Raw genomic sequence first — 24,045 nt, 5'->3', positions numbered from 1 at the left:
CGGGGCCTTTGACCGGCCTAGCGCCTGCCTCGCGGCGGGCGCGTGCCGGGTTGCCGCCGTGATCCGCTGCGATCGCGGCGGTTGGCCTTGTGGAACGAGCGCACGCCCGTCGGCATCTTGCGCCCTTCGCTCAACATCTCGAAGCGGAGCGCGCCGGCAAGCGGCACCGCTTCCGCCAGCCTGACCACAACTTCGTCACCGAGACGATAGCCCAATCCGGTCTTCTCGCCGGAGAGCGCCTGATGCGCCTCGTCGTAGATGTAATAATCGCGACCGAGCGTAGATATAGGCACGAAGCCGTCGGCGCCATAGGCGGGAAGAGTGACAAAAAGCCCCGCCTTGGTCACGCCCGACACGCGACCGTTGAACTCCTCGCCGATTCGCCCGGCAAGATGATGGGCGATCAGGCGGTCCACCGTATCGCGCTCGGCCGCCATGGCGCGGCGTTCGAAGGTGGAGATTTCGGCTGCGATGTCGTCGAGTGCGGCCTCCTCATCCATGGTGATGCCGCCCTCGCCGAGCTTCAGCGAGGCCACCAGCGCCCGATGCACGATCAGGTCGGCATAGCGGCGGATCGGCGAGGTGAAGTGGGCATACTTCATCAGGTTCAGGCCGAAATGCCCGATATTTTCCGGGCTGTAGATCGCCTGGCTCTGCGAGCGCAGCACCATCTCGTTGACCATCTGCTGGAACGGCTTGTCTTCGGCCTTCTTCAGGATGCCGTTGAAATGGTTCGAACGCATGTTGCCGCCCCGGACCAGCGAAATGTCGAGGGTTGCGAGGAATTCGCGCAGCGTTTCCTGCTTGGCAAGCGACGGCGCGTCGTGGACGCGGTAGATCAGCGACTGCTGCCGCTTTTCCAGCGTCTCGGCTGCGGCTACGTTCGCCTGGATCATCATTTCCTCGATCAGCCGGTGCGCGTCGAGGCGAGGGGGCACGACGACGCGGTCCACCGTGCCGTCCTCCTTCAGCAGGATCTTGCGCTCGGGCATGTCGAGCTCGAGCGGCTGGCGCCGGTCGCGGCCGACAGTGAGGATGCGATAGGCGTGCCACAAGGGCTTCAGGATGGTTTCGAGGATCGGTCCGGTCTTGTCGTCCGGCGCTCCGTCGATCGCCGCCTGCGCCTGTTGGTAGGAGAGCTTGGCCGCACTCTTCATCATGATGCGATGGAAGGTGTGGCTGACCTTGCGCCCCTCCTTGGAAAACACCATGCGCACGGCCAGCGCCGGCCGATCGACGCCTTCCTTCAGCGAGCACAGGTCATTGGAGATCCGCTCGGGCAGCATCGGTACGACGCGGTCGGGGAAGTAGACCGAGTTGCCACGCTTCAGCGCCTCCCGGTCCAGCGCGGAGCCAGGGCGGACGTAGTAGCTGACGTCGGCGATCGCGACCGTGACGATGACGCCGCCGGGATTTTCCGGCGCGCTGTCCGCTTCGGCATAGACGGCGTCGTCGTGGTCCTTGGCGTCGGCCGGGTCGATCGTGATCAGCGGCAGCGCGCGCCAGTCCTCGCGGTGCGCCATCGTCGCCGGGCCGGCGGCCGCGGCTTCCTTCAGCACGCCTTCGGGGAAGATATAGGGAATGCCATGCGCATGGATCGCGATCATCGAGATCGCCTTCTCCGAGGCGACCGAACCGATCACCGCCTTCACCTGCGCGCGCGGCAGGCCATAGCGGCCGATACGCGCCACGTCGATCTCGACGAGGTCGCCGTCCTTTGCTCCGGCCGTAAAATCGCTATCGACGGACAACTCTTCGCCACGCTTGTCGATCGGCATGATCCGCCCGCCGCCGTCCGCAGTTGAGCGGAAAACGCCCATGCCGGCATCCTTGCGCTTGTCGAGGATCTTGATGACGCGGGCGGTATAGGCCGGACCGCCACGGTCCTTGGCCGGGAAGATCTTGGCCAGAACCCGGTCGCCGAGGCCCGCGACCGGCGCCTTGCCGGCCGATTTGCCGACGCTCGGCTGGCGGATCGTCACAGCCGGCGCGACACCAAGGTCGTCCAGCCACTCCGCCGGCCGGCCTATGAGATCGCCCGTGACGTCGCGGGTGGTGATGTCGAGGACGGCGACCGGGGGCAGGGCGCCGGGGCGCACGAGCGACTTGCGCCGCTTCTCCAGGAGGCCCTCCTCCTCGAAGCTCTTGAGGATCTGCGTCAGCTCGACCCGCTTTTCGCCCTTCAGCCCGAATTCCTTGGAGATCTCGCGCTTGGAGGCCTTGTCCGGGTGGTCGGCGATGAAGCGCAACAACACCTCGCGTGGCGGGATCTCGCCGTGGATCAGCGGGATCTCGGCGCCCGGCGGCAGGTCGCGGCCCGCGCGGCCGGGCCGTTTGTTCTGCCTCGACCGATCGCGGGGATCATGCGTCATTCGTCTACCTTCTTGGCGCTAGCCTTCTTGGTCTTCGTTGCGGCTTTCGCCTTGGGGGCGGCCTTTTTCGTCGTCGTGGCCTTGGTGGTCTTCTCTCCCTCGGCCTTGGTCGCGGCGGATTTCGCAGTCTTCGCCTTGGCCTTCGTGCCGCCGCCCTTGCCGGCCTTCTCGGCGATCAGGACCAGGGCTTCCTCGAGCGTCACGGCCTGGGCGTCCTTGCCTTTAGGCAGCGTCGCATTGATCTTGCCCCAGTTGACATAGGGACCATAGCGGCCGTCGCGAACGGTGATCGCTCCACCGTCCGGATGGTCGCCAAGCGTCTTCAGCGCCGCCGGCGTGCCGCCGCGAGCCCGTCCGCCGCCCTTGCTCTGCTTGTCGGCGAGCACGGAGACGGCGCGGTTGAGGCCGATCGAGAACACGTCCTCGATGCTCTCTACGTTGGCATAGGTCCCGTCGTGCAGGATGAACGGCCCGTAGCGGCCGAGGCCGGAGGAGATCATCTTGCCCGTCTCCGGATGTGCGCCGATGTCGCGCGGCAGCGAAAGCAGTGCCACCGCCTTCTCATGATCGATGCTGTCGGGCGTCCAGCCCTTCGGCAGGCTGGAACGCTTGGCTTCCTTGCCGTCGCCGCGCTGGACATAGGGCCCGAAGCGGCCCGAACGCAGTGTGATTTCCTCGCCGGTATGCGGATCCTTGCCGAGCGCCTGTGGTTCGTTCGACGCCTGGCCTTCGCCATTGGCGGCCTCCGCACCGAAGGGCCGGGTGTAGCGGCACTCGGGATAGTTGGAGCAGCCGATGAAGGCGCCGCTGCCGCGGCCGAGCTTCAGCGACAGCTTGCCGGTGCCGCAGGAGGGGCAGGCGCGCGGATCGCCGCCGTCCTCGCGCTTGGGGAAGGCGAGCGGCGCCAGGATCTCGTTCAGCGCATCCAGCACATTGGTGACGCGCAGTTCCTTCGTGTCGTCGATCTGGGCGATGAAGTCGCGCCAGAAGTCGCGCAGCACGTCCTTCCAGTTGAGTTCGCCGGCCGAGATCTGGTCGAGCTTCTCTTCCAGGGACGCGGTGAAGTCGTATTCGACGTAGCGGGTGAAGAAGCTTTCGAGGAAGGCGGTGACGAGCCGGCCCTTGGCTTCGGGTATCAGCTTGCGCTTGTCGATGATGATGTATTCGCGCTCCTCGAGCGTCTTCAGCGTCGCGGCGTAGGTGGACGGCCGGCCGATGCCGAGCTCTTCCATCTTCTTGATCAGCGACGCTTCGGAGTAACGCGGCGGCGGTTCGGTGAAATGCTGGGTGGCGTTGATCTTCTGCTTGGCGAGGTTCTCGCGCGCATTGATCTCCGGCAGCCGGCCGTCCTCGTCGCCGTCGTCGGACTGCTCGCCGTCCTCCTTCTGGTCGGTATAGGCAGCGATGAAGCCATCGAAACGGATGACCGAGCCGGTGGCGCGCAGGCCCGCGTGCTTGCCGCCATTGTCCGCGTCGATCTCGACGGTGGTGCGCTCGATCTCCGCCGACGCCATCTGGCTGGCGATGGCGCGCTTCCAGATCAGGTCGTAGAGCCTGGCCTGGTCGGGATCCAGCGCGCGGCGGACATGATCGGGCACGCGGTTGAAGTCGGTCGGACGGATCGCCTCGTGCGCTTCCTGGGCGTTCTTGGCCTTGGTCGAGTAGAAACGAGCCTTCTCCGGCACATAGCGGTCGCCGAACTGGCTGCCGATTGCCCGCCGCGCGGCATCGATCGCCTCAGGCGCCATCTGCACGCCGTCGGTACGCATATAGGTGATCAGGCCGACGGTCTCGCCGCCGATGTCGATGCCTTCGTAAAGCCTCTGTGCCACCTGCATGGTGCGCGATGCCGAGAAGCCGAGCTTGGAGGAGGCGGCCTGCTGCAGCGTGGACGTGGTGAAGGGCGGTGCCGGATTGCGCTTCGTCGGCTTCGCCTCGACGCTCTCCACCCGGTAGCTCGCGCCTTCGAGCAGGTCCTTCAGGCGGTTCGCTTCCTCGCCGTTGCCGACGGAACGGGCCTGCAGACGCTTGCCGTCGGCAGACACCAGCTTGGCCTCGAACTCGTCGCCGCGCGGGGTCTTCAGGAGGGCCGAGAGGTTCCAGTACTCCTCGGAGACGAAACGCTCGATCTCGGACTCGCGGTCGCAGACGAGCCTGAGCGCCACCGACTGTACGCGGCCGGCCGAACGTGCGCCAGGCAGCTTGCGCCAGAGCACCGGCGAAAGGTTGAAGCCCACGAGATAGTCGAGCGCGCGACGGGCGAGATAGGCATCGACCAGCGCGATGTCGATATCGCGCGGCGCCTTCATCGCATCGAGGACGGCAGCCTTGGTGATGGCGTTGAAGACCACGCGCTTGACGGGCTTGTCGCCGAGCACGCGCTTCTTCTTCAAAAGGTCGAGTACATGCCAGGAAATCGCTTCGCCTTCGCGATCCGGGTCGGTAGCCAGAATCAGGCCGTCGGAGGATTTCACCGCGTCGGCGATTTCCTTCATCCGCTTGGCCGATGCGCTGTCGACCTCCCAGGACATCTCGAAATCCTGGTCGGGAAGCACCGATCCGTCCTTGGCCGGAAGGTCGCGAACGTGTCCGAAAGAGGCAAGGACTTTGTAGCCTGAACCCAGATACTTGTTGATCGTCTTGGCCTTGGCAGGCGATTCCACCACTACAACATTCATCGTCGTTCTCTGTGCCGGGGGCCTTTCCCGGCGGGATAGCCCTTCTGTTCTGCGATACGCGCCGGCGTTGTCGTTGCCTCGAAATGAACAGGGAAAGCGTTCCGGTCAAGAGGCGACGTCAAAATAACTGGCGTGCGGCTTGCGCAACCTATGAGGGTTGTGGCTTGTATTGCAATTTAAAATAAAGGTTGTATCGTCTTCGGGAAGCAAAGGTTGCGGCGATGACGTGTGTCTGCGCCGCGGTATTCGGACGGGACATTGATATGAATACCAAACCAAGGATTCCGTTGCCGCTTACCGGGCGGACACATGACAACATTGCCTACATCCGCCAGATGCTGGGGGAGCTTCGGGCCGTTGCCAATATGGAGGGCGCGGAAATGCTGCGCTACCTGATCGAGATGGCATATGTCGAGGCCGGCGATATCCAGTCCGGCTTGCGCCCGCTCTCAGTCGGTGGCGATCGAAACCAGCCCGCCGGCATGGCGATGAAGACGACCGGCTAGATCCAGTTCCAGAAGGACGAGATAGACCGTTGCAGCCGCAAGCTCGGTGTGGCGGATGATCTCATCGATCTCGACCGGCGTTGGCCCAAGTGCCGAGGCGATGCGTTCGCGCTCGCTGTCGTCAGGGGGGAGGGCCATATGGTCGTGTTCGGCCGCCGGCTCGTCGGCGTGGCTGTGGCTGTGAAACAGGTTCGGCTCGCGAAGTGGCGCGAGGGCTTCCAGCACATCCGACGCATCCGTGGTGACAATGGCGCCGTCCTTGAGCAGTGCGTTGGTGCCGTGCGCGCGCGGGTCCAGCGGCGAGCCCGGGACCGCGAAGACGAGGCGGCCGAAGTCCGCCGCGTTGCGGGCGGTGATCAGCGAGCCCGAACGGCTGGCCGCCTCCACCACCACCAGCCCGAGGCCGATACCCGCGATCAGCCGGTTGCGGCGCGGAAAGTCCCGCGCGCGGGGTTCCCAGCCGAACGGCATCTCGCTGACGGCAAGCCCGTTGCCGGAGGTAATTTCGTCGAGCAGGCCGATGTTTTCGGGCGGGTAGGGCTGGTCCAGCCCGCCGGCCAGGGCGGCGATCGTGCCGGTCGCGAGGCTGGCGCGGTGGGCGGCGGTATCGATGCCGCGCGCCAGCCCGGAGACGACGACATAGCCCGAGGCGCCGAGATCCCTCGCCAGCATTCCGGCGAACTTTGCGCCCGCAATCGAGGCGTTGCGCGAGCCGACGATACCGACGGCAACGTCACCGGCAGCAGCCCGGTTGCCCTTGATGGCCAGAAGCGGCGGTGCGCCGTCGATCTTTCTCAGAAAGGGAGGATAGTCGGGCTCGCCGATGCCGACGAAGGCGGCGCCATGGCGGTGTGCCAGTTCCATCTCCCGCTCCGCATCCGCGTGGCTTGCGATGCGGATGCTGCGCACGGCGCCGCCGCGCCTTGAAAGCTCAGGCAGCATTTCGAGTGCTGCCTCGGCCGTTCCAAAGTGGTTGATGAGGTCGCGGAAGGTGACGGGACCGACATTGTCGCTGCGGATCAGCCGCAGCCAGGCGATCTTCTGTCTCTCCGAAAGCGCAATCCCCTGCCTGCCTGCGCCTTCGGACATGTGCCCCCCGTCCTGAACTTGTCTCTAGCCCTTATCGCCGATCCTGCTTTCGGTGCCACGCAGCAGTCGCGAGATGTTTGCGCGGTGCTTGATCCAAGTGATCAGCGTCATGACGGCAAACAGGACCGCAACCTCCTCGTACCCCGTAAACCACAATACAACCGGACACGCCGCTGTTGCAACCAGTGCGGACAGCGAGGAGTAGCGCGTAAGATAGGCAACCGACACCCAGATCGCTGCGAAGACCGCAAGCATGAAGGGAACGAGCCCGAGCAGGATGCCGAGATAGGTGGCGACGCCCTTGCCACCCTTGAAACCCAGCCAGACGGGAAAGAGATGGCCCATGAAGGCGGCAAAGCCCGCCGCGATCCCGGCCTCTAACCCGAAGCGGGAGGCTATTGCCGCCGCCGCAGTCCCCTTCAGCGCATCGAGCAGAAGAGTGGCCGCGGCCAGCTTCTTGTTGCCTGTGCGCAGCACGTTGGTGGCGCCGATGTTGCCGGAGCCGATCTTGCGCACATCGCCGAGGCCCGCCATCCGGGTCAGCAGCAGGCCGAAGGGAATGGAGCCCAGCAGATAGCCGAAGGCGAGGCTCAGAAGCGTCGGCAGCGGTCCCAGCTGCCAGGTGATGATGTCAGGCACTCTACTGTTTCCCCCGAGATTGCCGATCTGTCTTGTCTTGCGTCAGGGCGGACCGCCCCTCATCCGGCTGCCGCCACCTTCTCCCCGTGAACGTGGAGAAGGGCGATCCGTGGCAACGCCTCCCCACAAACCGGCCGCGGCGGTCCCTCGATGTTCCTTCTCCCCGCCTGCGGGGAAAAGGTGCCCGGCAGGGCGGATGAGGGGCGGTGTCCAGCCGAGGTCGACGCGACCCTGTGCTGCCGCTTACCGCTGCGCCGCATGAATGCGCTTGCCCGCAACATAGGTTTGAACGGCGCGTCCGGTAAAGCGGGCATCTTCGAACGGCGTGTTCTTGGAGCGCGAGACGAAGCCGTCCTTGGCTGCGATCCACGGCTCGTCGAGGTCGACCAGCACGAGGTCGGCGGCCACGCCGGACTGGAGCGTGCCCGCATCAAGGCCGAAGATCTTTGCGGGCTGCGTCGACATGGCGTCGAACAGCCGCATCAGCGAGACTTCGCCGCTGTGGTGCAGGCGAAGCGCCGCGGCCAGCATCGTTTCCAGCCCGATCGCACCGTCGGCAGCCTCCCCGAAAGGCAGGCGCTTCGTGTCGACGTCCTGCGGATCGTGCGAGGAGACGATGATGTCGATGGTCCCGTCGGCCAGCGCCTGAACCATCGCCGTACGATCGTCCTCGCCGCGAAGCGGCGGCGAAAGCTTGAAGAACGTGCGGTATTCGCCGATGTCGTTCTCGTTGAGGGTCAGGTGGTTGATCGAAATGCCGCAGGTGGCGTTGGCGCCGCGGGAGCGGGCGACGCGCATGGCGTCTGCCGATTCCGGCACCGAGATCTGTGCGGCGTGATAGGCCGCACGGGTCAGGGCCGCCAGTCGCAGGTCGCGCTCCAGCGGGATGACTTCCGCCTCGCGCGGCGTGCCCGAAAGGCCGAGCCAGCTTGCCAGCAGCCCCTCGTTCATCACCCCGCCGGCGCCGAGATGCTTGTCGCGGGTCTCCAGTGCGATAACGGCGGAAAATTCGCGCGCATAGGTCATTGCCCGGCGCAGAACCTGCGCGTCGTGCATGGCATGGCGACCGTTGGTGAAGGCAACGGCACCGGCCTCGCGCAGCAGGCCGAATTCCGTCATTTCCGTTCCGGCCAGCCCCTTGGTCAGGGCCGCGGCCGGATGCACATGGACGAGCGCCTTGTCGCGCGCCGTCTTCAGTACGTATTCGACCAGCGCGATATCGTCGATGACAGGGTCGGTATCAGGCATCATGATGAACGAGGTGATGCCGCCCGCCGCTGCCGCGCGCGATGCGGATTCGATCGTTTCGCGGTGTTCGGCGCCGGGCTCGCCGACGAAGACGCGGGCATCGACGAGGCCGGGCGCAGCGACGAGGCCGGATCCGTTCACGACCTCCGCGCCGTCAGGCACTCCCTGGTTGCGGGCGCTGCTGCCGGCGGCGGCGATGCGGCCGTCTTCGATGACGATCGTGCCCGTCTCGTCGAGATGCTGCGAGGGATCGATGATGCGGACGTTGTTGATGACGGTCGGCCGGGTCATGCGCGCGGTCCCTGGTTCTGCGAGACGAGAAGGGTTTCCATCACCGCCATGCGGACGGCGACGCCCATCTCCACCTGTTGCTCGATCACGCTCTGCGGCCCGTCGGCGATCTCGGAGGCGATCTCCACCCCGCGGTTCATCGGGCCGGGATGCATGACGAGTGCATCCTCCTTGGCAGCCTTCAGCTTTTCAGCGTCGAGGCCGAAGTAGCGGAAATACTCGCGCACTGAGGGCACGAAGGCACCCGACATGCGCTCACGCTGCAGGCGCAGCATCATCACCACGTCCGCATCCTTCAGCCCCTCTTCCATCGAGTGGTAGACCTCGGCGCCCATCTGGCCGATGCCGTTCGGAAGCAGGGTCGCCGGTGCCACCACCCGGACCCGGGCACCCATGGCGTTCAGCAGCAGGATGTTGGAGCGGGCCACGCGCGAATGCAGGACGTCGCCGCAGATCGCGACGATGATGCGCGACAGCTTGCCCTTGGCGCGTCGGATCGTCAGCGCGTCGAGAAGCGCCTGGGTCGGATGCTCGTGCTGCCCGTCGCCGGCGTTGACGACCGCGCACGAGACCTTCTGCGCCAGAAGGGCGGCGGCACCGGCGGAAGAGTGGCGGACCACCAGCACGTCCGGGTGCATGGCGTTCAGCGTCATTGCCGTGTCGATCAGCGTCTCGCCCTTCTTCACCGAGGAGTTGCCGACCGACATGTTCATCACGTCTGCGCCGAGCCGCTTTCCCGCAAGCTCGAAGGAGGATTGCGTGCGCGTCGATGCTTCAAAGAAGAGATTGATCTGAGTAAGGCCCCTAAGCGTCGAGGTCTTCTTCTCCCGCTGCCGGCTGATGTTGACGGCCGCGTCCGCCTTGTCGAGCAGGTAGGTGATTTCCTGCTCGGTCAATCCCTTGATGCCGAGCAGGTGGCGATGCGGAAAGGAATCCATGAGGTCGCCTCGTCTGTCTTGAATACGCGGGGTCTATAGAGGCTCCGCCGCCATGCGGCAAGGCGGCGCGGGCCGTCGCCCGGCCTTCGCCCTTCTTTTCCTGCATTCTTTGGGGGTATGGCCCCTGTGCCCCCGTTTCGCGACAGGCGCAGTTAGGCTAGAACCCGGACATGACTCAGATGACCCGGACCGAACAGACCCTAGCAGACCTGAACCAGCCGAAGCTGTGGACGGGCATCAACGCCTATCGGTCCGATCCCCTTCTGGTGGACGGAACCGCCAGCCTGCCGAAGCCGCTGCGTGACGAGTTCGACGCGATCGGTCGCCAGGTGACATCTGCCGAGGCGCAGGAACTGGCGCGCATGGCCAACGAGTCGCCGCCGCAGCTTCGCACCCACGGGCCGCGCGGCGAACGGCTGGACGTGGTGGATTTCCACCCTGCCTGGCATGCGCTGATGCGCCGCTCCATGGCCAGCGGCCTGCACTCTTCCATCTGGGAGAACCTGCCGGACGAACGGGGCAGGGCGCACAAGGCGCGCGCGGTCCGCTTCTTCCTGAGCGCGCAGCTCGAAAGCGGGCACCTGTGCCCCCTGACCATGACCAGCGCGTCGGTGGCGGCGATCTCCGCCTCGCCCGTCGTGCAACGCGAGTGGGCCGGCCGCATCCTGTCGCGCAAGTACGACAGCACCAATCGTCCCGCGATGCAGAAAAGCGCCGTCACGATCGGCATGGGCATGACGGAGAAGCAGGGCGGCACCGACGTGCGGGCCAACACGACCACCGCCGAGCGCGTGGGTGAGGGCATCTACCGCCTGAGCGGGCACAAATGGTTCATGTCTGCGCCTATGAGCGATGCCTTCGTCATGCTGGCGCAAACCCGTGACGGCGTCGGCTGCTTCCTGGTGCCGCGGCTTCTGGAGGACGGCACGGCGAACGGCCTGCGCTTCCAGCGCCTGAAGGAAAAGATCGGCAACCGATCGAATGCCTCCTCGGAGGTGGAATTCAACGATACGTTCGGCTTCCTGCTGGGATCGCCGGACGCCGGCATTCGCACGATCCTCGACATGGTGACGCTGACGCGGCTCGACTGCGCGCTCGCCTCCAGCGGCATCATGCGCGCGTCCCTCGCCGAGGCCGTCCATCATACGCGCGGCCGCAAGGTCTTCGGCAAGAACCTCGTCGACCAGCCGATCATGACGCGCGTTCTGGCCGACATGGCCCTCGATGTGGCGGCGGCGACGGCGTTGTCTCTGCGGCTGGCCGAAGCCTTCGACCGCGCGCCGGTCAGCGCCGACGACGCCGCCTATGCCCGCGTCATGACGCCGGTAACGAAATACTGGTGCTGCAAGATCGCCCCCGCCCTGATCTACGAGGCCATGGAGTGCATCGGCGGCAGTGGCTATGTCGAGGAGCGACCGATCGCCCGGCATTACCGCGAGGCGCCGGTCAATGCGATCTGGGAAGGCTCCGGCAACGTGATGGCGCTGGACGTGCTGCGCGTGCTGGCGCGTGGCAAGGACCTGTTCGAATCCGTCTTCGCCGGAATCGCCCGCGATCTCGGTCCCTCCGGCCGCAAGACGGTGGAGGTTCTGCGCGCGGCGACCTCGCTGTGCGAGCGCGACGAGGGTGCGGCGCGCATGCTGGTCGAGCAGCTCGCACTTTCCGCCGCTGCTGCCGAACTCAACCGCATCGGTGCGGGGCGCATCGCCGACGCCTTCCTTGAAACGCGCCTGGCGGCCGGCTGGCGCTCGACCTACGGCATGCTCGATTCCCGCTTCGATTCGGCCTACATCGTTGATCTGCTCTATCCGGCCGCATAGGACGTGAGCGTCAGCACCAGCGGGATGGTGAGGAACGACAGCGCCGTCTGCAGCGTGGCAACGCAGGCGTAGAGCGGCGCGTCGCCGCCCATCTGCTTGGCCAGAAGATACCCGTTCATCGCGGTGGGCACGCTGGCGCCGAGCGCGACCACGAGCAAGGCTTCGCCTTCGATGCCGAGCAGCCATGCCGTTCCGACCATGATGAACGGCATCACGAAAAGCTTGAGCACGACCGATATCAGTGCGATCGCGCCGGGGCGCAGCGCATCGGTGACGCGCAGCCCTGCACCCACCATGATCAGGCCGAGGCTGAGGGAGGCTTCGGCGACGAGGTCGATCGTCTCCATGAGCGGGGCGTAGACATGGATGCCGTACAGGTTGAAGATCGTGCCGAGCGCGGAGGCGAGGATCAAGGGATTGCTGATCACCTTGAGGAGGAAGTTCCGTACGTGGCGCGCCCCGCCACCGAACCAGATCAGAATTGCGATATTGTAGAAATTGATCGGGATGATGATGAGCGTCATGATCAGCGCCAGCATTCCGATACCGCCCTGGCCATAGAGCTTGCCGGCGGTCGCGAGCGCCATGAAACCGTTCCAGCGGGTGGATGTCTGGAACACGGTGCTGAAGGATGCTGCCGATACGCCGGCCTTGCGGAAAAGCGGCCAGGAGAGCAGCAGGCCTGCCGACATCAGCGTGACCGAGCCTATGGAGGCAATCGCAAGCGCTCCCGCTTCCATCCCGCCGAAATCGGCTTGCGCCAGTGTCGAAAACAATAGAGCGGGAAAGAGGACATAGAAGCCCAGCTGCTCAAGCCCCAGCCACAGGCCATCATCGATCTTCCGCCATCGCTTCAGCAGCGTTCCGAGCACGACGAGCAGGAAGACGGGCAGGGTGCTTTCGAAGACGACGAGCATGGCGCGACCAATGTTAGGGACTTTGCGTCCTCATTTCATGGGCGGGAACAAACGGCAATGCCGGAGATTTAGTTCGGGCGAAGGTGCAGATGGCGCTGCCGAACGGAGCAGGGCGGCTGCGATGTGGAAATTAACCTTGTTGACGACTTTGCGTTGCGCGCCTGCGGTGATGGGTAGAATGTCGGGCTGTTAACGCTTCATTAACCATCAGGAACGGCGCCATGCCGAAAGCGGTTCTGATCCCGGCCATGACGGCCTTCTTCGCAGCACTTGCGCTCGATATCTCGGTGCCGGCGCTCGTCATGCTCGGCCTGTTCGCCATTCGCGAGATCGGGCTGGAATTCGGCGAGGCCTTCATGGGTGAGGGGAGAACCGCATGAAGTGGTTCCTCATTCTCTGGGCGTTTCCTATCGCCCTGCTCGGCAGTTGGTACGGCCTTTCCTACTACGACATGAATTTCGGCATCTTCATGCTGACGCGCAACGCGCACGACCTCGTCTTCCGCATCTACGGCCATGTTCTCGGCATGCCGCCCGAGACGATCCCGCCTCTGGTCGCGCGCGCGATCGCCGTCGACAGCCTGTTCGTCTTCGCCATCGTCGCGTTTCGCAAACGCCGGCAGATCGGCGCTTGGTGGCGCCGCCGCCGCGGAGTGGAGCAGGGCGCGAAGGATCAGGATCTGCCGAGCGCCGACAGCCTGTCCAGGGCGCCCTGAAGGATGAAGGAGGCGGCGGCCGAATCGATCCGCTCCGCCCGCTTCTTGCGCGAAACGTCCATCTCGATCAGCGTGCGCTCTGCGGCGACGGTGGAAAGCCGCTCGTCCCAGTAGACGAAGGGTATTTCCGTCCGTTCGCCCATGGAGCGCACGAAGGCGCGCGTCGCCTGCACGCGCGGGCCGGCGCTGCCATCCATGTTCATCGGCAGCCCGATGACGAAGGCCGCGACCTTTTCCTTTTCTGCGAACCCGAGCAGGGTTTCCGCGTCGATGCCGAATTTCAGCCGCTTCAGCACCGGCCGCGGTGTCGCGAGCCGCCTGCCGAGATCGGAGACCGACAGCCCGATCGTCTTGGTGCCGAGATCCAGGCCGGCGATCGGCTGGCCGGGTTCGAGAACTTCGGCCAGTTCTTCCAGCGTCAGCGTTGCCATGGGAAGCTCTCCGAAGAATGTTCAGCGCTTGCGCACGAATTCCGTGCGCAGCACGAGGCCCCTGATGGCGTCGTGCCGACAATCGATCTCTTCCGGATTGTCCGTGAGGCGGATGGAGCGGATGACGGTGCCCTGCTTGAGCGTCTGCCCCGCGCCTTTTACCTTCAGGTCCTTGATGAGCACGACCGAATCGCCGTCTGCCAGTTCGTTGCCGGCCGCATCGCGTGCCACGGGCCGGCTGGTGGCAGCGGCCGCTGCGACTTCGGAGGCCGGGCGCCAATCACCGGTCGCTTCGTCGTACACGTACTCGTCATCGTCGTGGGCCATGCTTGTCTCCATTGCGAAGGCTGGATATTCGTCCGGTCGGGCTGCATTTCGCGCGCCGGTCGCCGGAGCTTCCCGCTGGCAGCGTCACTGTCGGCCCGGGCATTTGCCGGTTCGAAAGCGGCATCCAGTACAGCCTGGGCCGCCGTTTTGCGCACACTGCTCTATGTCATAAGATGGCGGAAGTACAATAGGAGAATACCATGAAGATCACCTGGCTCGGCCATTCGGCCTTCCATATCGAAACGGCCAAGGCGAAGATTCTGATCGACCCGTTCTTCACCGGCAATCCCGCTTTCGACGAGACGAAGCGAAAGGAAGCGACGGCGGATCTCACGCACGTGCTGCTCACGCACGGTCACGGCGACCATGTGGGCGATACCATAGCGATCGCCAGGGAGACGGGTGCCACCGTGCTCGCCAATGCCGATCTGGCCGCATGGCTGGGTTCCAAGGGCGTCAAGAAACTGGAGATGGGCAATACCGGCGGCACGATCCATTTCCACGGCTTTTCCACCACCTTCGTCAACGCCCTGCATTCCTCCGCGCAGGTCACCGAGGACGGCGTGTCGCATTCGCTTGGAAACGCCAACGGCCTCGTCCTGCACTTCGAGGATGAGCCGACGCTCTACCACATGGGCGACACGGACATCTTCGGCGATATGGCCCTGATCAATGAGCTGCACCAGCCGGAGATCGGCCTGGTGCCGATCGGCGACCGCTTCACGATGGGCGGCGCGGTCGCAGCTCTGGCCTGCCAGCGCTACTTCAAGTTCGGCACCGTCATTCCCTGCCATTACGGCTCTTTCCCGATCATCGACCAGACGCCCGATACCTTCGTCGCCGGCATGGATGGCGCGAAGGCAAAGATCGAGGTGCCGAAGGTCGGCGAAATCGTTTCGCGGTAAGGCCTGTCACGTTCGAGGCTGCGCTTCGTCCGGATGTCGAGGCGCGCCTCTCTTCGCGCGGGTAATGTGTGCCGGCAGGCGGATGAGGGTGACCGCACGCTGCCGAGCCAGGGCTTCCAGCCCCGTTCATGCCGTCTCGCCGATCGCGGGACACATTCCCCCGTTGCGCAGCCGGGGCTGGGTCATTATAGCGGGTAGGAAATTTCCGACCGGAGAATGCCGATGTCTGTCGATCTTGCCACCGTCAAGCGGGTGGCCCACCTTGCCCGTATCGCGGTCAGCGAAGAAGAAGCCCAGCGGATGATGGGGGAGCTGAACGGCATCCTCGGTTTTGTCGAGCAACTGGGCGAAGTCGACGTCTCGGGCGTCGAGCCGATGACTTCGGTGATGCCGATGGCCATGAAGGAGCGCGACGACGTCGTGACCGACGGCAGCAAGGCCGACGACGTCGTGGCGAACGCACCGGTTTCCGATCGCAACTTCTTCCTCGTGCCGAAGGTCGTGGAGTAAGCCCTTGGCCGTGACGATCGCCGTCGAAAGCCCGCTTCAGGACGATGTGCGCGAGCTGGTCGCGGAACTGAACGAGGTTCTGCTGGCGCTGTCGCCGCCGGAGGCGTGCTATCACCTGACGGTGGAGCAGATGGCCGAGCCGGGCGTCACGGTCTGGATCGCGCGCGAGGACGGCAGGGCGATCGGCTGCGGCGCGCTGAAGCGTCATTCGCCTGATGTCGGCGAGGTGAAGCGCATGTTCACCCGGCCGGAGTGCCAGGGCAGGGGCATCGGCCGCGATATCCTGACAAGGATCGTCGGTGCTGCGCAGGACGACGGTATGTCCCAGCTCGTGCTCGAGACCGGCGACCGGCATCCCGCCGCCTGGGCGATCTACGAGAAGGCCGGCTTCACCCGTTGCGGCCCGGTGCTCGACTACCCGGAAAGCCCCTATTCGATATTTTACCAGAAGCAGCTTGGACGAACCGCCAGCGCTGCGTGACCGCGAAAAGATTAGAACCATGACCGATCTGACCCGCCTGACCATTGCCGAAGCCCGCGAGAAGCTTGGTGCCAAGGAGATCACCGCCGTCGAACTGACGGAGGCCTATCTGTCCGCGATCGACGCCGCCAACGGTGCGCTCAACGCCTATGTCACGGTGACGCCGGAGAAGGCGCGCGATATGGCGAAGGCGTCCGACGCCCGCATCGCCGAGGGCAAGGCCGGCGCGTTGGAAGGCATCCCGCTCGGCATCAAGGACCTTTTCGGCACCCGCGACGTCCATACCCAGGCCTGCAGCCACATTCTCGACGGCTTCAAGCCGAAGTACGAATCGACCGTCACCCAGAACCTCTGGAACGACGGCGCTGTCATGCTCGGCAAGCTGAACATGGACGAGTTCGCCATGGGCTCCTCCAACGAGACCTCCTATTACGGCGCCGTCAAGAACCCGTGGCGCGCCAACGGCTCCAATTTCGACCTCGTGCCCGGCGGCTCTTCGGGCGGCTCGGCTGCCGCGGTTGCGGCGTTCCTGTGCGCCGGCGCTACCGCCACCGACACCGGCGGATCGATCCGCCAGCCGGCGGCGTTTACCGGCACCGTCGGCATCAAGCCGACCTATGGCCGCTGCTCGCGCTGGGGCGTCGTCGCCTTTGCCTCCTCGCTGGACCAGGCCGGCCCGATCGCCCGCGACGTGCGTGATGCCGCGATCCTCCTGAAGTCGATGGCATCGGTCGACGCCAAGGATACGACTTCCGTCGACCTGCCGGTCCCGGACTACGAGAAGGCGGTCGGCCAGTCGATCAAGGGCATGAAGATCGGCATTCCGCGCGAATATCGCGTCGACGGCATGCCGGAAGAAATCGAGGCGCTCTGGCAGCAGGGCATTGCGTGGCTGAAGGAAGCCGGTGCGGAGATCGTCGATATCAGCCTGCCGCACACGAAATACGCGCTGCCGGCCTACTACATCGTGGCGCCTGCGGAAGCCTCCTCGAACCTCGCCCGCTACGACGGCGTGCGCTACGGCCTGCGCGTTGACGGCAAGGACATCGTCGACATGTACGAGAAGACGCGCGCTGCCGGCTTCGGCAAGGAGGTCAAGCGCCGCATCATGATCGGCACCTACGTTCTCTCCGCCGGCTACTACGACGCCTACTACCTGCAGGCGCAGAAGGTCCGCACGCTGATCAAGCGCGACTTCGAACTGGCCTTCGACGCCGGCGTCGATGCGATCCTGACGCCCGCGACCCCGTCGTCGGCCTTCGGCATCGCCGACGAGGACCTCGCCTCCGATCCGGTCAAGATGTACCTGAACGACATCTTCACGGTGACGGTGAACATGGCGGGCCTTCCCGGCATCGCCGTGCCCGCCGGCCTCGACCACAAGGGCCTGCCGCTCGGCCTCCAGCTCATCGGCAAGCCATTCGAAGAAGAAACGCTGTTCAAGACCGCGCACGTGATCGAGAAGGCCGCCGGCCGTTTCTCGCCGCAGAAGTGGTGGTAAACACTGGCCAAGCGGCGATTCGGATGGTTTGATCCGGCCCGGAGAAAGGGGCTCAGGCGATGACGATCATCCGATACGCCCATGGCGGCGACATTCCGGTGCTGGCCGAGATCGGCATGCGCGCCTGGGAACAGGCGGTGACCGGCGTCGCCGACCTGGACGCGTTGCGTGACAATGCGCGCAACGCCTTCGTACACTTCCTCCAGGGCAACTGGGTGACCGTCGCCGTCGCCGAGACCGGCGGGCGCATTGCCGGCTGGGCCGCCCGCGAGAAGATGGACGAGGAGATCACCGATCTCTGGGTTGATCCCGCTATGCAGCGCCAGGGCGTCGGCTCCGCCCTTCTTGCCGCGATCGAAGACGAGATGCGCAGGGCCACCTTCGAGACGGTGGATCTGCAGACACATGCCCGTAACGCCGCAGCACTCGCCTTCTTCCGCAAGCACGGCTACGCGGTGAACTGGCTCTCCGTCGCCTATTCGCCGAAGCTCGACCGGAACGTCGAGTCCGTCGGGCTCAGGCGGCAACTGACCGAGGATCAGCCGATCGGCTACGGGCCGGGAGGCTTTTGACGGCGCTGATGCTGGCACGCGCGACGGATGCCGCGCGCGCCACTTTTTCTCGTCGCCGATTTTCTCATCGATTGTCCAATTGCGAGCGCACGAGCGCCAGAGCCGCGCTCGCTGGTGCGATAGGGGCGCCCGCCCCGTGATGCGATACACCTGCGCCGCTTCAGCTTGCGGAAAAGTGCAAGGTCCAGCCCGTTGGCCCGCCTTGGTAGATCGGCAGAAAACCGCCGTCAATGCGCCGGCAGTATGAGAGAGTGGTGCAGCATAACGCCTGCCTTCACGCCATCGGCCGAGGCAAAGGTGATGTTCGCCGGCCCGAGCGCGATGTCGCCGGCTGCATAAAGCCCCGGCAGGGACGTCTGCCGGCCCTCGTCGGTTGCGATGATCTGCCCGATCGGGCTTTCCCTGAAGGCCAGATCACGCTCATGCGGGATGGCGCTGCGGACACGCGACTCCGGCATCACGAACAGCGCCTTCACGACCGCGGCGGAGCCGCCATCAAATTGGACAGACAGTGGTTCACCTTCCCGGCCGTCCACGGCGAGCACCCGTCCCGAACGGATATTGACGCCGCGCTGCTCGAGCAGTGCGATCGCTGCGGCGTCCGGCTCGATGGCCTCATTGGTGAAGAGGGTCACGTCGCCCCAGTCCGCGATGATCGCGGCGAGGCGGATTGCATCGGCTGTGCGGGCGAGCAGGCCAAGGGGGCCGCGATCGATCTCGTAGCCATGGCAATAGGGGCAGTGGAGGACCGTCCGTCCCCACCGTTCGCTCAGGCCCGGGATCGTCGGCAGGACGTCCTCGAACCCCGTTGCGAGCAGGACGCGTCGTCCGGCGATCTCCTCGCCATCGCTGGTCGCAACGCGGAAGGCGTCGATATCTCCATCGAGTTTCGTCGCCTCGACGGGGCGGAAAGTCACGGTGTCATAGGTTGCAAGCTGCGCGCGGGCGGTCGCAAGGATGTCGGCTCCGGGACGGCCGTCCATCGCAAGCACGCCGTGCGAATGACTGGCAAAGCGATTGCGAGGCGCGCCGGTATCGAGAATTGTCACTCGCCGGCGGGCGCGGGCGAGTTGCATCGCGGCAGAGAGGCCGGCAAAGCCTCCTCCGATGATGACGGCATCTTCGGTCATGGTCTCGTCCTTTCTTCAGGCAGGCGCCATCGTCCGCCCGGCTGGTGCCGGTGCGTTCGGGCGCAGGGGAAAAGGGTGTGCTTGTCAGCCGGTATCGGTAAGAGCGCGCCTGGCCTTCGCTGCCGCCCCGAAATCCGCTGCGAGATCGGAAAGGCGAGTTTGGGCAAAGCGCGCCATGAGGATCGCCTCGGCGTCCTTCAGCGCATCGCCGACCACACGGTTGACCGACTGCTCGACGACGCAGCCGGGTGACTCCGTTGCCGGCCCGATCTGGAACACGATCGGCTCGCCCAGTGCGTGGTAGATGTCGAGCAGAGAGATCTCGGCGAGCGGGCGGGCGAATACCCAGCCTCCGCCATGGCCCCGGCCGGACTGTACGATACCGGCGTCCCTGAGCCCCGCCATGGTGCGGCGAACCACGACGGCATTGGTGTCCAGGCAAAGCGCGAGGTCGTCCGAGGTCATCGGTGCGTCACGCTCGGCCATGTGCATCAGTGCATGAAGCACGGCGGAAAGTCTGCTGTTCTTTTTCATGTAACAACAAATGTTACGAATCCGGTCCCCTGTCAAGCGCGATGGTGCCCTGACATTGGGCGAGGTGCTGCAAAGCCTTGCGCTGCATGTCCATATGGTCTACCGACACTGTTCGAAATCCGCCATTCCGAAGCGACTTTTCAAGAGCTTGCCATGACCCTCGTCGACGTCCGCACCCCCGATCCGAAACGCTTCATCCCCGGCGCCACCGGCGACTGGGAAGTGATCATCGGCATGGAGGTGCACGCCCAGGTCACCAGCAATTCCAAGCTGTTCTCGGGCGCATCCACCGCCTTCGGCAGCGCACCGAACGCCAACGTCTCGCTCGTCGATGCGGCCATGCCGGGCATGCTGCCGGTCATCAACGAGGAGTGCGTGCGCCAGGCGATCCGCACCGGCCTCGGCCTGAAGGCGCAGATCAACAAGCGTTCGATCTTCGACCGCAAGAACTACTTCTATCCCGACCTGCCGCAGGGCTACCAGATCTCGCAGTACAAGGACCCGATCGTCGGCGAAGGCAAGATCGTCATCTCGCTTGGCCCGGATCGCCAGGGCAATTTCGAGGACATCGAGATCGGCATCGAGCGCCTGCATCTGGAGCAGGACGCCGGCAAGTCGATGCACGACCAGCATCCGACCATGTCCTATGTCGACCTGAACCGCTCCGGCGTGGCGCTGATGGAGATCGTCTCCAAGCCGGACATGCGTTCGTCGGACGAGGCCAAGGCCTACATGACGAAGCTGCGCTCGATCGTGCGCTACCTCGGCACCTGCGACGGCAACATGGACGAGGGCTCGATGCGCGCCGACGTCAACGTCTCCGTTCGCCGCCCGGGCGAAGCCTTCGGCACGCGCTGCGAGATCAAGAACGTCAACTCGATCCGTTTCATCGGCCAGGCGATCGAATACGAAGCCCGCCGCCAGATCGGCATTCTCGAGGACGGCGGCAGCATCGACCAGGAGACGCGCCTGTTCGATCCGGGCAGGGGCGAAACCCGCTCGATGCGCTCCAAGGAAGACGCGCACGACTACCGCTATTTCCCCGATCCGGATCTCCTGCCGCTGGAGTTCGACGACGCCTATGTCGAAGAGCTGAAGGCGCACCTGCCGGAACTGCCCGATGACAAGAAGGCCCGCTTCGTCGCCGAACTGGGCCTGTCGGTCTACGACGCCTCGGTGCTGGTCTCCGAGAAGGCAATTGCAGATTATTTCGAGGCCGTTGCGGCCGGCCGTGACGGCAAGGCTGCGGCCAACTGGGTCATCAACGACTTGCTGGGCGCCTTGAACAAAGCCGGCAAAGCCATTGAAGAGACTCCGGTTTCGCCCGGTCAGCTCGGCGGCATCATCGACCTGATCAAGGATGGCACCATCTCCGGCAAGATCGCCAAGGACCTGTTCGAGATCGTCTGGGCCGAAGGCGGCGTGCCGGCAGAAATCGTCGAGAGCCGCGGCATGAAGCAGGTCACCGACACCGGTGCGATCGAGAAGGCCGTCGACGACATCATCGCCGCCAACCCCGATCAGGTCGAGAAGGTGAAGGCCAAGCCGACGCTGGCCGGCTGGTTCGTCGGCCAGGTGATGAAGGCGACCGGCGGCAAGGCAAACCCGCAGGCTGTGCAGGCCCTCGTCAAGGCCAAGCTCGGCATCGAGGAATAGGCCTGTGTTCTTCGTTCGTACGGCCTCGGAGGGCGATCTGCCCAAGGTCAGCGCTCTTCTGGCCGAGACGTGGCACGCTGCCTATGACGCCATCTACGGCGCCGACAAGGTGAGCGAGATCACGGCGCAGTGGCACTCCGTCGCCGCATTGGCTGACCGGCTGAAGCGGAAGGATTCCGAGTTCGTCGTCGCCGACGATGGCAAGACTCTGGGCGGGATGGCCTATGCGGCGATGTCGAAGACCGAGCCGATGGTGGCGATCCTGCAGCAGCTTTATGTGCTGCCGCAATATCAGCGGCAGGGCATCGGCCGCGACATGTTTGCCGAGCTCGAGACCTGTTTTCCCGATGCCAAGGTGATGCGGGCTGAGGTTGAGCCGCAGAACGCCGCCGCGATCGCCTTCTATGAAGCGCACGGGTTCGAAAGGGCTGGCGAAGCCTCAGCGCGCGTCGAACTGCCGGGAATGCCGGCGCTGGTCTACGAGAAGGCGCTCGGCTGAAAATACGAGGTTCCCCGAGGCGTGGCAGCCAAGATCCGTGACGGCAAAACCGGCTTGAACAGTCGGGAATCGCTGGACATTCGCACCCCGCCGCGCCATAAGCGAGGAACGGTTTCGACAGCGGGCCAGACTTTCGGGCCCGGTCAAGGAAGTGGACAATGAGCCTTCTCAAGCAGATCTTCACCTGGTGGAACGGACAGACCATCGGAACGCGGTTCCATACCTGGCGCTTCGGCAAGAAGGTGGGCGAGGATCAGTTCGGTAACGTCTATTATCAGGGCGGCGGCACGGATTCCGAGGGCCGCACGCGGCGCTGGGTGATCTACAAGGGCTATGCCGAAGCATCCGCTATCCCCGCCGGCTGGCACGGATGGATGCATCATCGCACCGATGTGTCCCCCGCCGACGAGGATTACAAGCCGCGCGAGTGGCAGAAGGAACATCGCCCCAACCCGACCGGGACCGCGCAGGCCTATCGTCCGCCGGGTTCGCTTGCTGCTCCCGGCGAGCGTCCGCGTGTGACCGGCGACTATGACGCCTGGACGCCGCGCGGCTGAACTGCTTTCGCCACATTTGACGGCTAGCGCAGACGGTGCCCGGTCCTCGTGCCGGGCCGGTTCTTGTGCGAAAGACGAAAGGGGACGGATTTGACAGGCAGGCTGAACATCGCTTTGCGAACGGCGTCTGCGCTCGCCGCCTTCGGGGTCGCGCTGCTCGCCGCAAACGCTCCGGCCGAGGCCGCCCGTATCGAAAATCCCGTCGCCGTTTTTTCAGGTCTGGACAAGATCACCGGTCGCATCACCTCGTTCGACGTCTATGTCGGCGAGACGGTGCAGTTCGGCGCGCTGCAGGTCACCCCGCGCGTCTGCTACAACCGCGACGACACCGAGGCACAGAAGGTCGATTCCTTCGTCGAGGTCGACGAGATCACCCTCGACCGCAAGATCAGGCGCATCTTCACCGGCTGGATGTTTGCCGAAAGCCCCGGCCTGAACGCCGTCGAGCACCCGGTCTATGACGTCTGGCTCACGGAATGCAAGGCGCAATCCGACGTCCCGCCGCCGGACACGACGACCTCCCGCTAAAGCAATGTCCTCCACTGTGGATCCGGTTGAGCACGGAATAGCGCTGTGGTCAGCTGCGAGAGCAGAAAAGCAGAGGCCGTTTTCTGACTGTCAGGCCGCCTCTGGTCCTTCGGGAAACCAGCGATGCAAAAGCAATCGTAGACCGAGGGCGGGAAGCACTCCGGCAAAGCCGGTGAGGTATATTGTTGCCAGCCATGCTTTTGTCTGAAGTATGGCTATCGCGCAGATTGCAGTTGCGATACCGCCACAAAGCCCTGCGCACCAATATCCTGATCCAAGATTGTGGCGCAGTGCTGCGAACAACGTCCCGCCCAACAAAGACGGTACGAACCCAAAACCGTATCCCATCACGACGATGGACCACATGTGTTCCCAGTTTAGAACCCCAAAAGGGCCGACCAACAGTGCCGTGCCGATGGGAGGCCCCAGGACCGCAGCAAGCAATATGATCTTCCACGCGGGCGGCTTCAGGCTCACAAGTTTGCCCCTGAGAATAGACTTGTCCACGCAATCATATTGCGGCGTCCGGATCAGGGCAATGAGCGCGTGGGCGCGAAGGGGGGGGTGGAGGGCAATCAGCCTCAAAACGCCAAGTTAGGCGAGGCCAGCGCCCTGGCGAGCATGCCCTCGTAGTCCGCCTTCGGCACGTCGATGGCGCCGAAGGTCTTCAGGTGCTCGGTGGTGAATTGGGTGTCCAGCAGCAGGAAGCGCTTTTCCTTCAGCCGTTCGACCAGATGGACGAGACAGATTTTCGAGGCGTCCGTGCGCCTGGAGAACATGCTTTCGCCGAAGAACGCTGCCCCCAGCGACACGCCGTAGAGGCCGCCGACGAGCTCTCCGTCTTCCCATGCCTCAACGCTGTGGGCGTGTCCCATGCGATGCAGGGTGGCGTAGAGTGTCTTGATCTTGGTGTTGATCCAGGTGGAGGGGCGGTCGGGTGCGGATTCGGCGCAGGCCGAAATCACCGCCTCGAAGGCGGTGTTGACGCGGATGTCGAAGGGGTTGCGGCGGATTGTCTTGGCAAGACTGCGCGAGACGTGAAAACGGTCGAGCGGGATGACGCCCCGCATGTCTGGCTCGACCCAGAAGAGTTCCGGGTCGTCAGCCGAATCGGCCATCGGGAATAGCCCGATGGAATAGGCGCGCAGCAGAAGTTCCGGTGTGATCTCCGGGGACCTGCCGCGCCGCCCTGCCATGTTTC

The 24,045-nt window shown here is 64.7% G+C and carries 25 protein-coding genes and 1 pseudogene; 13 read left to right on the top strand and 13 right to left on the bottom strand.

The features are described 5' to 3' along the window. Nucleotides 1-17 precede the first annotated feature (17 nt). Together rnr and topA are read right to left on the bottom strand one after the other, a co-directional pair. Nucleotides 18-2,372: a ribonuclease R gene (gene rnr, locus CRO48_RS10290; RefSeq protein ID WP_097138861.1), complete on the bottom strand. Its 2,355-nt coding sequence runs from the start codon at nucleotides 2,370-2,372 to the stop codon at nucleotides 18-20. Next, nucleotides 2,369-5,050 (bottom strand): type I DNA topoisomerase, encoded by a 2,682-nt coding sequence (gene topA, locus CRO48_RS10285; RefSeq protein WP_097138859.1) that lies wholly within the window; start codon nucleotides 5,048-5,050, stop codon nucleotides 2,369-2,371. The genes rnr and topA overlap by 4 nt, the downstream gene beginning before the upstream one ends. Before the next feature lie 263 nt (nucleotides 5,051-5,313). Between topA and CRO48_RS10280 the strand changes: the two genes are divergently transcribed. Then, entirely contained in the window at nucleotides 5,314-5,556 is a 243-nt protein-coding gene (locus CRO48_RS10280; protein WP_097138857.1) for a hypothetical protein, read from the top strand. Here CRO48_RS10280 and dprA read toward each other — a convergent pair. The 4 genes from dprA to CRO48_RS10260 form a co-directional block, all read right to left on the bottom strand. Beyond that, nucleotides 5,500-6,645, bottom strand: a complete 1,146-nt coding sequence (dprA, locus tag CRO48_RS10275; protein WP_097138855.1) for a DNA-processing protein DprA — start codon at nucleotides 6,643-6,645, stop codon at nucleotides 5,500-5,502. The two genes, CRO48_RS10280 and dprA, sit on opposite strands and share 57 nt — an antisense overlap. A 24-nt stretch (nucleotides 6,646-6,669) precedes the next feature. Then, nucleotides 6,670-7,275 (bottom strand): glycerol-3-phosphate 1-O-acyltransferase PlsY, encoded by a 606-nt coding sequence (plsY, locus tag CRO48_RS10270; protein ID WP_407071916.1) that lies wholly within the window; start codon nucleotides 7,273-7,275, stop codon nucleotides 6,670-6,672. A gap of 252 nt (nucleotides 7,276-7,527) precedes the next feature. Beyond that, nucleotides 7,528-8,823, bottom strand: coding sequence for a dihydroorotase (locus CRO48_RS10265; RefSeq protein WP_097138851.1), 1,296 nt, complete (start codon nucleotides 8,821-8,823; stop codon nucleotides 7,528-7,530). Next, nucleotides 8,820-9,761 (bottom strand): aspartate carbamoyltransferase catalytic subunit, encoded by a 942-nt coding sequence (locus tag CRO48_RS10260; RefSeq protein ID WP_097138849.1) that lies wholly within the window; start codon nucleotides 9,759-9,761, stop codon nucleotides 8,820-8,822. Before CRO48_RS10260 ends, CRO48_RS10265 begins: the two co-directional genes overlap by 4 nt. Nucleotides 9,762-9,931: 170 nt before the next feature. On the opposite strand from CRO48_RS10260, the gene CRO48_RS10255 reads away from it, so the two are divergent. Further along, on the top strand, nucleotides 9,932-11,581 hold the full coding sequence (locus CRO48_RS10255; RefSeq protein WP_097138847.1) for an acyl-CoA dehydrogenase family protein: 1,650 nt from the start codon (nucleotides 9,932-9,934) through the stop codon (nucleotides 11,579-11,581). Here CRO48_RS10255 and CRO48_RS10250 read toward each other — a convergent pair. After that, a complete protein-coding gene (locus CRO48_RS10250) occupies nucleotides 11,566-12,498 on the bottom strand; it encodes an AEC family transporter (RefSeq protein WP_097138845.1) in 933 nt (310 codons plus the stop codon). The genes CRO48_RS10255 and CRO48_RS10250 overlap by 16 nt on opposite strands. A gap of 221 nt (nucleotides 12,499-12,719) precedes the next feature. Between CRO48_RS10250 and CRO48_RS32155 the strand changes: the two genes are divergently transcribed. Together CRO48_RS32155 and CRO48_RS10245 are read left to right on the top strand one after the other, a co-directional pair. Beyond that, nucleotides 12,720-12,878 carry a hypothetical protein gene (locus CRO48_RS32155; RefSeq protein ID WP_176526715.1) on the top strand — a complete coding sequence of 53 codons (159 nt, stop codon included), beginning with the start codon at nucleotides 12,720-12,722 and terminating at the stop codon, nucleotides 12,876-12,878. Then, nucleotides 12,875-13,213, top strand: a complete 339-nt coding sequence (locus tag CRO48_RS10245) for a DUF6105 family protein (protein ID WP_097138843.1) — start codon at nucleotides 12,875-12,877, stop codon at nucleotides 13,211-13,213. Before CRO48_RS32155 ends, CRO48_RS10245 begins: the two co-directional genes overlap by 4 nt. Here CRO48_RS10245 and ruvX read toward each other — a convergent pair. Then, complete coding sequence (gene ruvX / locus CRO48_RS10240) at nucleotides 13,171-13,644, bottom strand: Holliday junction resolvase RuvX (protein WP_097138841.1); 474 nt, start codon at nucleotides 13,642-13,644, stop codon at nucleotides 13,171-13,173. The two genes, CRO48_RS10245 and ruvX, sit on opposite strands and share 43 nt — an antisense overlap. A gap of 21 nt (nucleotides 13,645-13,665) precedes the next feature. After that, on the bottom strand, nucleotides 13,666-13,971 hold the full coding sequence (locus CRO48_RS10235; protein ID WP_097138839.1) for an alkylphosphonate utilization protein: 306 nt from the start codon (nucleotides 13,969-13,971) through the stop codon (nucleotides 13,666-13,668). 200 nt (nucleotides 13,972-14,171) lie between these two features. Here CRO48_RS10235 and CRO48_RS10230 point away from each other — a divergent pair, with 200 nt between their 5' ends. The 5 genes from CRO48_RS10230 to CRO48_RS10210 all read left to right on the top strand — a co-directional run bounded on the left by CRO48_RS10230 (nucleotide 14,172) and on the right by CRO48_RS10210 (nucleotide 17,940). Further along, nucleotides 14,172-14,876 carry a metal-dependent hydrolase gene (locus CRO48_RS10230; protein WP_097138837.1) on the top strand — a complete coding sequence of 235 codons (705 nt, stop codon included), beginning with the start codon at nucleotides 14,172-14,174 and terminating at the stop codon, nucleotides 14,874-14,876. A gap of 222 nt (nucleotides 14,877-15,098) precedes the next feature. Next, complete coding sequence (gatC, locus tag CRO48_RS10225) at nucleotides 15,099-15,386, top strand: Asp-tRNA(Asn)/Glu-tRNA(Gln) amidotransferase subunit GatC (protein ID WP_097138835.1); 288 nt, start codon at nucleotides 15,099-15,101, stop codon at nucleotides 15,384-15,386. A gap of 4 nt (nucleotides 15,387-15,390) precedes the next feature. After that, nucleotides 15,391-15,867 carry a GNAT family N-acetyltransferase gene (locus tag CRO48_RS10220; protein ID WP_097138834.1) on the top strand — a complete coding sequence of 159 codons (477 nt, stop codon included), beginning with the start codon at nucleotides 15,391-15,393 and terminating at the stop codon, nucleotides 15,865-15,867. Nucleotides 15,868-15,886: 19 nt separating this feature from the next. Beyond that, nucleotides 15,887-17,368 carry an Asp-tRNA(Asn)/Glu-tRNA(Gln) amidotransferase subunit GatA gene (gatA, locus tag CRO48_RS10215; protein WP_097138832.1) on the top strand — a complete coding sequence of 494 codons (1,482 nt, stop codon included), beginning with the start codon at nucleotides 15,887-15,889 and terminating at the stop codon, nucleotides 17,366-17,368. A gap of 59 nt (nucleotides 17,369-17,427) precedes the next feature. Next, the gene (locus CRO48_RS10210) at nucleotides 17,428-17,940 is read left to right on the top strand and encodes a GNAT family N-acetyltransferase (RefSeq protein WP_097138830.1); all 513 of its coding nucleotides are present in this window, start codon (nucleotides 17,428-17,430) and stop codon (nucleotides 17,938-17,940) included. A gap of 64 nt (nucleotides 17,941-18,004) precedes the next feature. Here the strand turns inward: CRO48_RS10210 and CRO48_RS31780 are convergent. From CRO48_RS31780 to CRO48_RS10200, 3 genes and pseudogenes are all read right to left on the bottom strand, one after another. After that, a pseudogene (locus tag CRO48_RS31780) lies at nucleotides 18,005-18,131 on the bottom strand (YjhX family toxin); the annotation flags it as partial. A gap of 36 nt (nucleotides 18,132-18,167) precedes the next feature. Then, nucleotides 18,168-19,070 carry an NAD(P)/FAD-dependent oxidoreductase gene (locus CRO48_RS10205; protein ID WP_097138828.1) on the bottom strand — a complete coding sequence of 301 codons (903 nt, stop codon included), beginning with the start codon at nucleotides 19,068-19,070 and terminating at the stop codon, nucleotides 18,168-18,170. 84 nt (nucleotides 19,071-19,154) lie between these two features. Then, nucleotides 19,155-19,604, bottom strand: a complete 450-nt coding sequence (locus CRO48_RS10200; RefSeq protein ID WP_097138825.1) for an Rrf2 family transcriptional regulator — start codon at nucleotides 19,602-19,604, stop codon at nucleotides 19,155-19,157. A gap of 153 nt (nucleotides 19,605-19,757) precedes the next feature. Here CRO48_RS10200 and gatB point away from each other — a divergent pair, with 153 nt between their 5' ends. The 4 genes from gatB (at nucleotide 19,758) to CRO48_RS10180 (ending at nucleotide 22,844) form a co-directional block, all read left to right on the top strand. Next, on the top strand, nucleotides 19,758-21,260 hold the full coding sequence (gene gatB, locus CRO48_RS10195) for an Asp-tRNA(Asn)/Glu-tRNA(Gln) amidotransferase subunit GatB (RefSeq protein ID WP_097138823.1): 1,503 nt from the start codon (nucleotides 19,758-19,760) through the stop codon (nucleotides 21,258-21,260). Nucleotides 21,261-21,264: 4 nt separating this feature from the next. Next, entirely contained in the window at nucleotides 21,265-21,759 is a 495-nt protein-coding gene (locus tag CRO48_RS10190; protein ID WP_097138820.1) for a GNAT family N-acetyltransferase, read from the top strand. Between the two features lie 158 nt (nucleotides 21,760-21,917). Continuing rightward, nucleotides 21,918-22,316 (top strand): NADH:ubiquinone oxidoreductase subunit NDUFA12, encoded by a 399-nt coding sequence (locus CRO48_RS10185; protein WP_097138818.1) that lies wholly within the window; start codon nucleotides 21,918-21,920, stop codon nucleotides 22,314-22,316. Nucleotides 22,317-22,430: 114 nt separating this feature from the next. Continuing rightward, nucleotides 22,431-22,844, top strand: coding sequence for a DUF2155 domain-containing protein (locus tag CRO48_RS10180; RefSeq protein ID WP_407071915.1), 414 nt, complete (start codon nucleotides 22,431-22,433; stop codon nucleotides 22,842-22,844). A 581-nt stretch (nucleotides 22,845-23,425) separates the two neighbouring features. Here CRO48_RS10180 and aat read toward each other — a convergent pair. Next, a complete protein-coding gene (gene aat / locus CRO48_RS10175) occupies nucleotides 23,426-24,040 on the bottom strand; it encodes a leucyl/phenylalanyl-tRNA--protein transferase (protein ID WP_097138814.1) in 615 nt (204 codons plus the stop codon). Nucleotides 24,041-24,045: the final 5 nt, after the last annotated feature.

It is taken from the genome of Rhizobium subbaraonis (genome assembly GCF_900220975.1).
GTDB classification, from domain to species: domain Bacteria; phylum Pseudomonadota; class Alphaproteobacteria; order Rhizobiales; family Rhizobiaceae; genus Mycoplana; species Mycoplana subbaraonis.
This window is presented reverse-complemented; position numbering and strand designations above follow the sequence as displayed.

Excerpts from the sequence above, each read along its gene's own strand:
- rnr (WP_097138861.1), bottom strand. The coding sequence starts at position 2,372 with ATGACGCATGATCCCCGCGATCGGTCGAGGCAGAACAAACGGCCCGGC.
- topA (WP_097138859.1), bottom strand. The coding sequence starts at position 5,050 with ATGAATGTTGTAGTGGTGGAATCGCCTGCCAAGGCCAAGACGATCAAC.
- CRO48_RS10280 (WP_097138857.1), top strand. The coding sequence starts at position 5,314 with ATGAATACCAAACCAAGGATTCCGTTGCCGCTTACCGGGCGGACACAT.
- dprA (WP_097138855.1), bottom strand. The coding sequence starts at position 6,645 with ATGTCCGAAGGCGCAGGCAGGCAGGGGATTGCGCTTTCGGAGAGACAG.
- CRO48_RS10265 (WP_097138851.1), bottom strand. The coding sequence starts at position 8,823 with ATGACCCGGCCGACCGTCATCAACAACGTCCGCATCATCGATCCCTCG.
- CRO48_RS10260 (WP_097138849.1), bottom strand. The coding sequence starts at position 9,761 with ATGGATTCCTTTCCGCATCGCCACCTGCTCGGCATCAAGGGATTGACC.
- CRO48_RS10255 (WP_097138847.1), top strand. The coding sequence starts at position 9,932 with ATGACTCAGATGACCCGGACCGAACAGACCCTAGCAGACCTGAACCAG.
- CRO48_RS10250 (WP_097138845.1), bottom strand. The coding sequence starts at position 12,498 with ATGCTCGTCGTCTTCGAAAGCACCCTGCCCGTCTTCCTGCTCGTCGTG.
- CRO48_RS32155 (WP_176526715.1), top strand. The coding sequence starts at position 12,720 with ATGCCGAAAGCGGTTCTGATCCCGGCCATGACGGCCTTCTTCGCAGCA.
- CRO48_RS10245 (WP_097138843.1), top strand. The coding sequence starts at position 12,875 with ATGAAGTGGTTCCTCATTCTCTGGGCGTTTCCTATCGCCCTGCTCGGC.
- ruvX (WP_097138841.1), bottom strand. The coding sequence starts at position 13,644 with ATGGCAACGCTGACGCTGGAAGAACTGGCCGAAGTTCTCGAACCCGGC.
- CRO48_RS10235 (WP_097138839.1), bottom strand. The coding sequence starts at position 13,971 with ATGGCCCACGACGATGACGAGTACGTGTACGACGAAGCGACCGGTGAT.
- CRO48_RS10230 (WP_097138837.1), top strand. The coding sequence starts at position 14,172 with ATGAAGATCACCTGGCTCGGCCATTCGGCCTTCCATATCGAAACGGCC.
- gatC (WP_097138835.1), top strand. The coding sequence starts at position 15,099 with ATGTCTGTCGATCTTGCCACCGTCAAGCGGGTGGCCCACCTTGCCCGT.
- gatA (WP_097138832.1), top strand. The coding sequence starts at position 15,887 with ATGACCGATCTGACCCGCCTGACCATTGCCGAAGCCCGCGAGAAGCTT.
- CRO48_RS10210 (WP_097138830.1), top strand. The coding sequence starts at position 17,428 with ATGACGATCATCCGATACGCCCATGGCGGCGACATTCCGGTGCTGGCC.
- CRO48_RS10205 (WP_097138828.1), bottom strand. The coding sequence starts at position 19,070 with ATGACCGAAGATGCCGTCATCATCGGAGGAGGCTTTGCCGGCCTCTCT.
- CRO48_RS10200 (WP_097138825.1), bottom strand. The coding sequence starts at position 19,604 with ATGAAAAAGAACAGCAGACTTTCCGCCGTGCTTCATGCACTGATGCAC.
- gatB (WP_097138823.1), top strand. The coding sequence starts at position 19,758 with ATGACCCTCGTCGACGTCCGCACCCCCGATCCGAAACGCTTCATCCCC.
- CRO48_RS10185 (WP_097138818.1), top strand. The coding sequence starts at position 21,918 with ATGAGCCTTCTCAAGCAGATCTTCACCTGGTGGAACGGACAGACCATC.
- aat (WP_097138814.1), bottom strand. The coding sequence starts at position 24,040 with ATGGCAGGGCGGCGCGGCAGGTCCCCGGAGATCACACCGGAACTTCTG.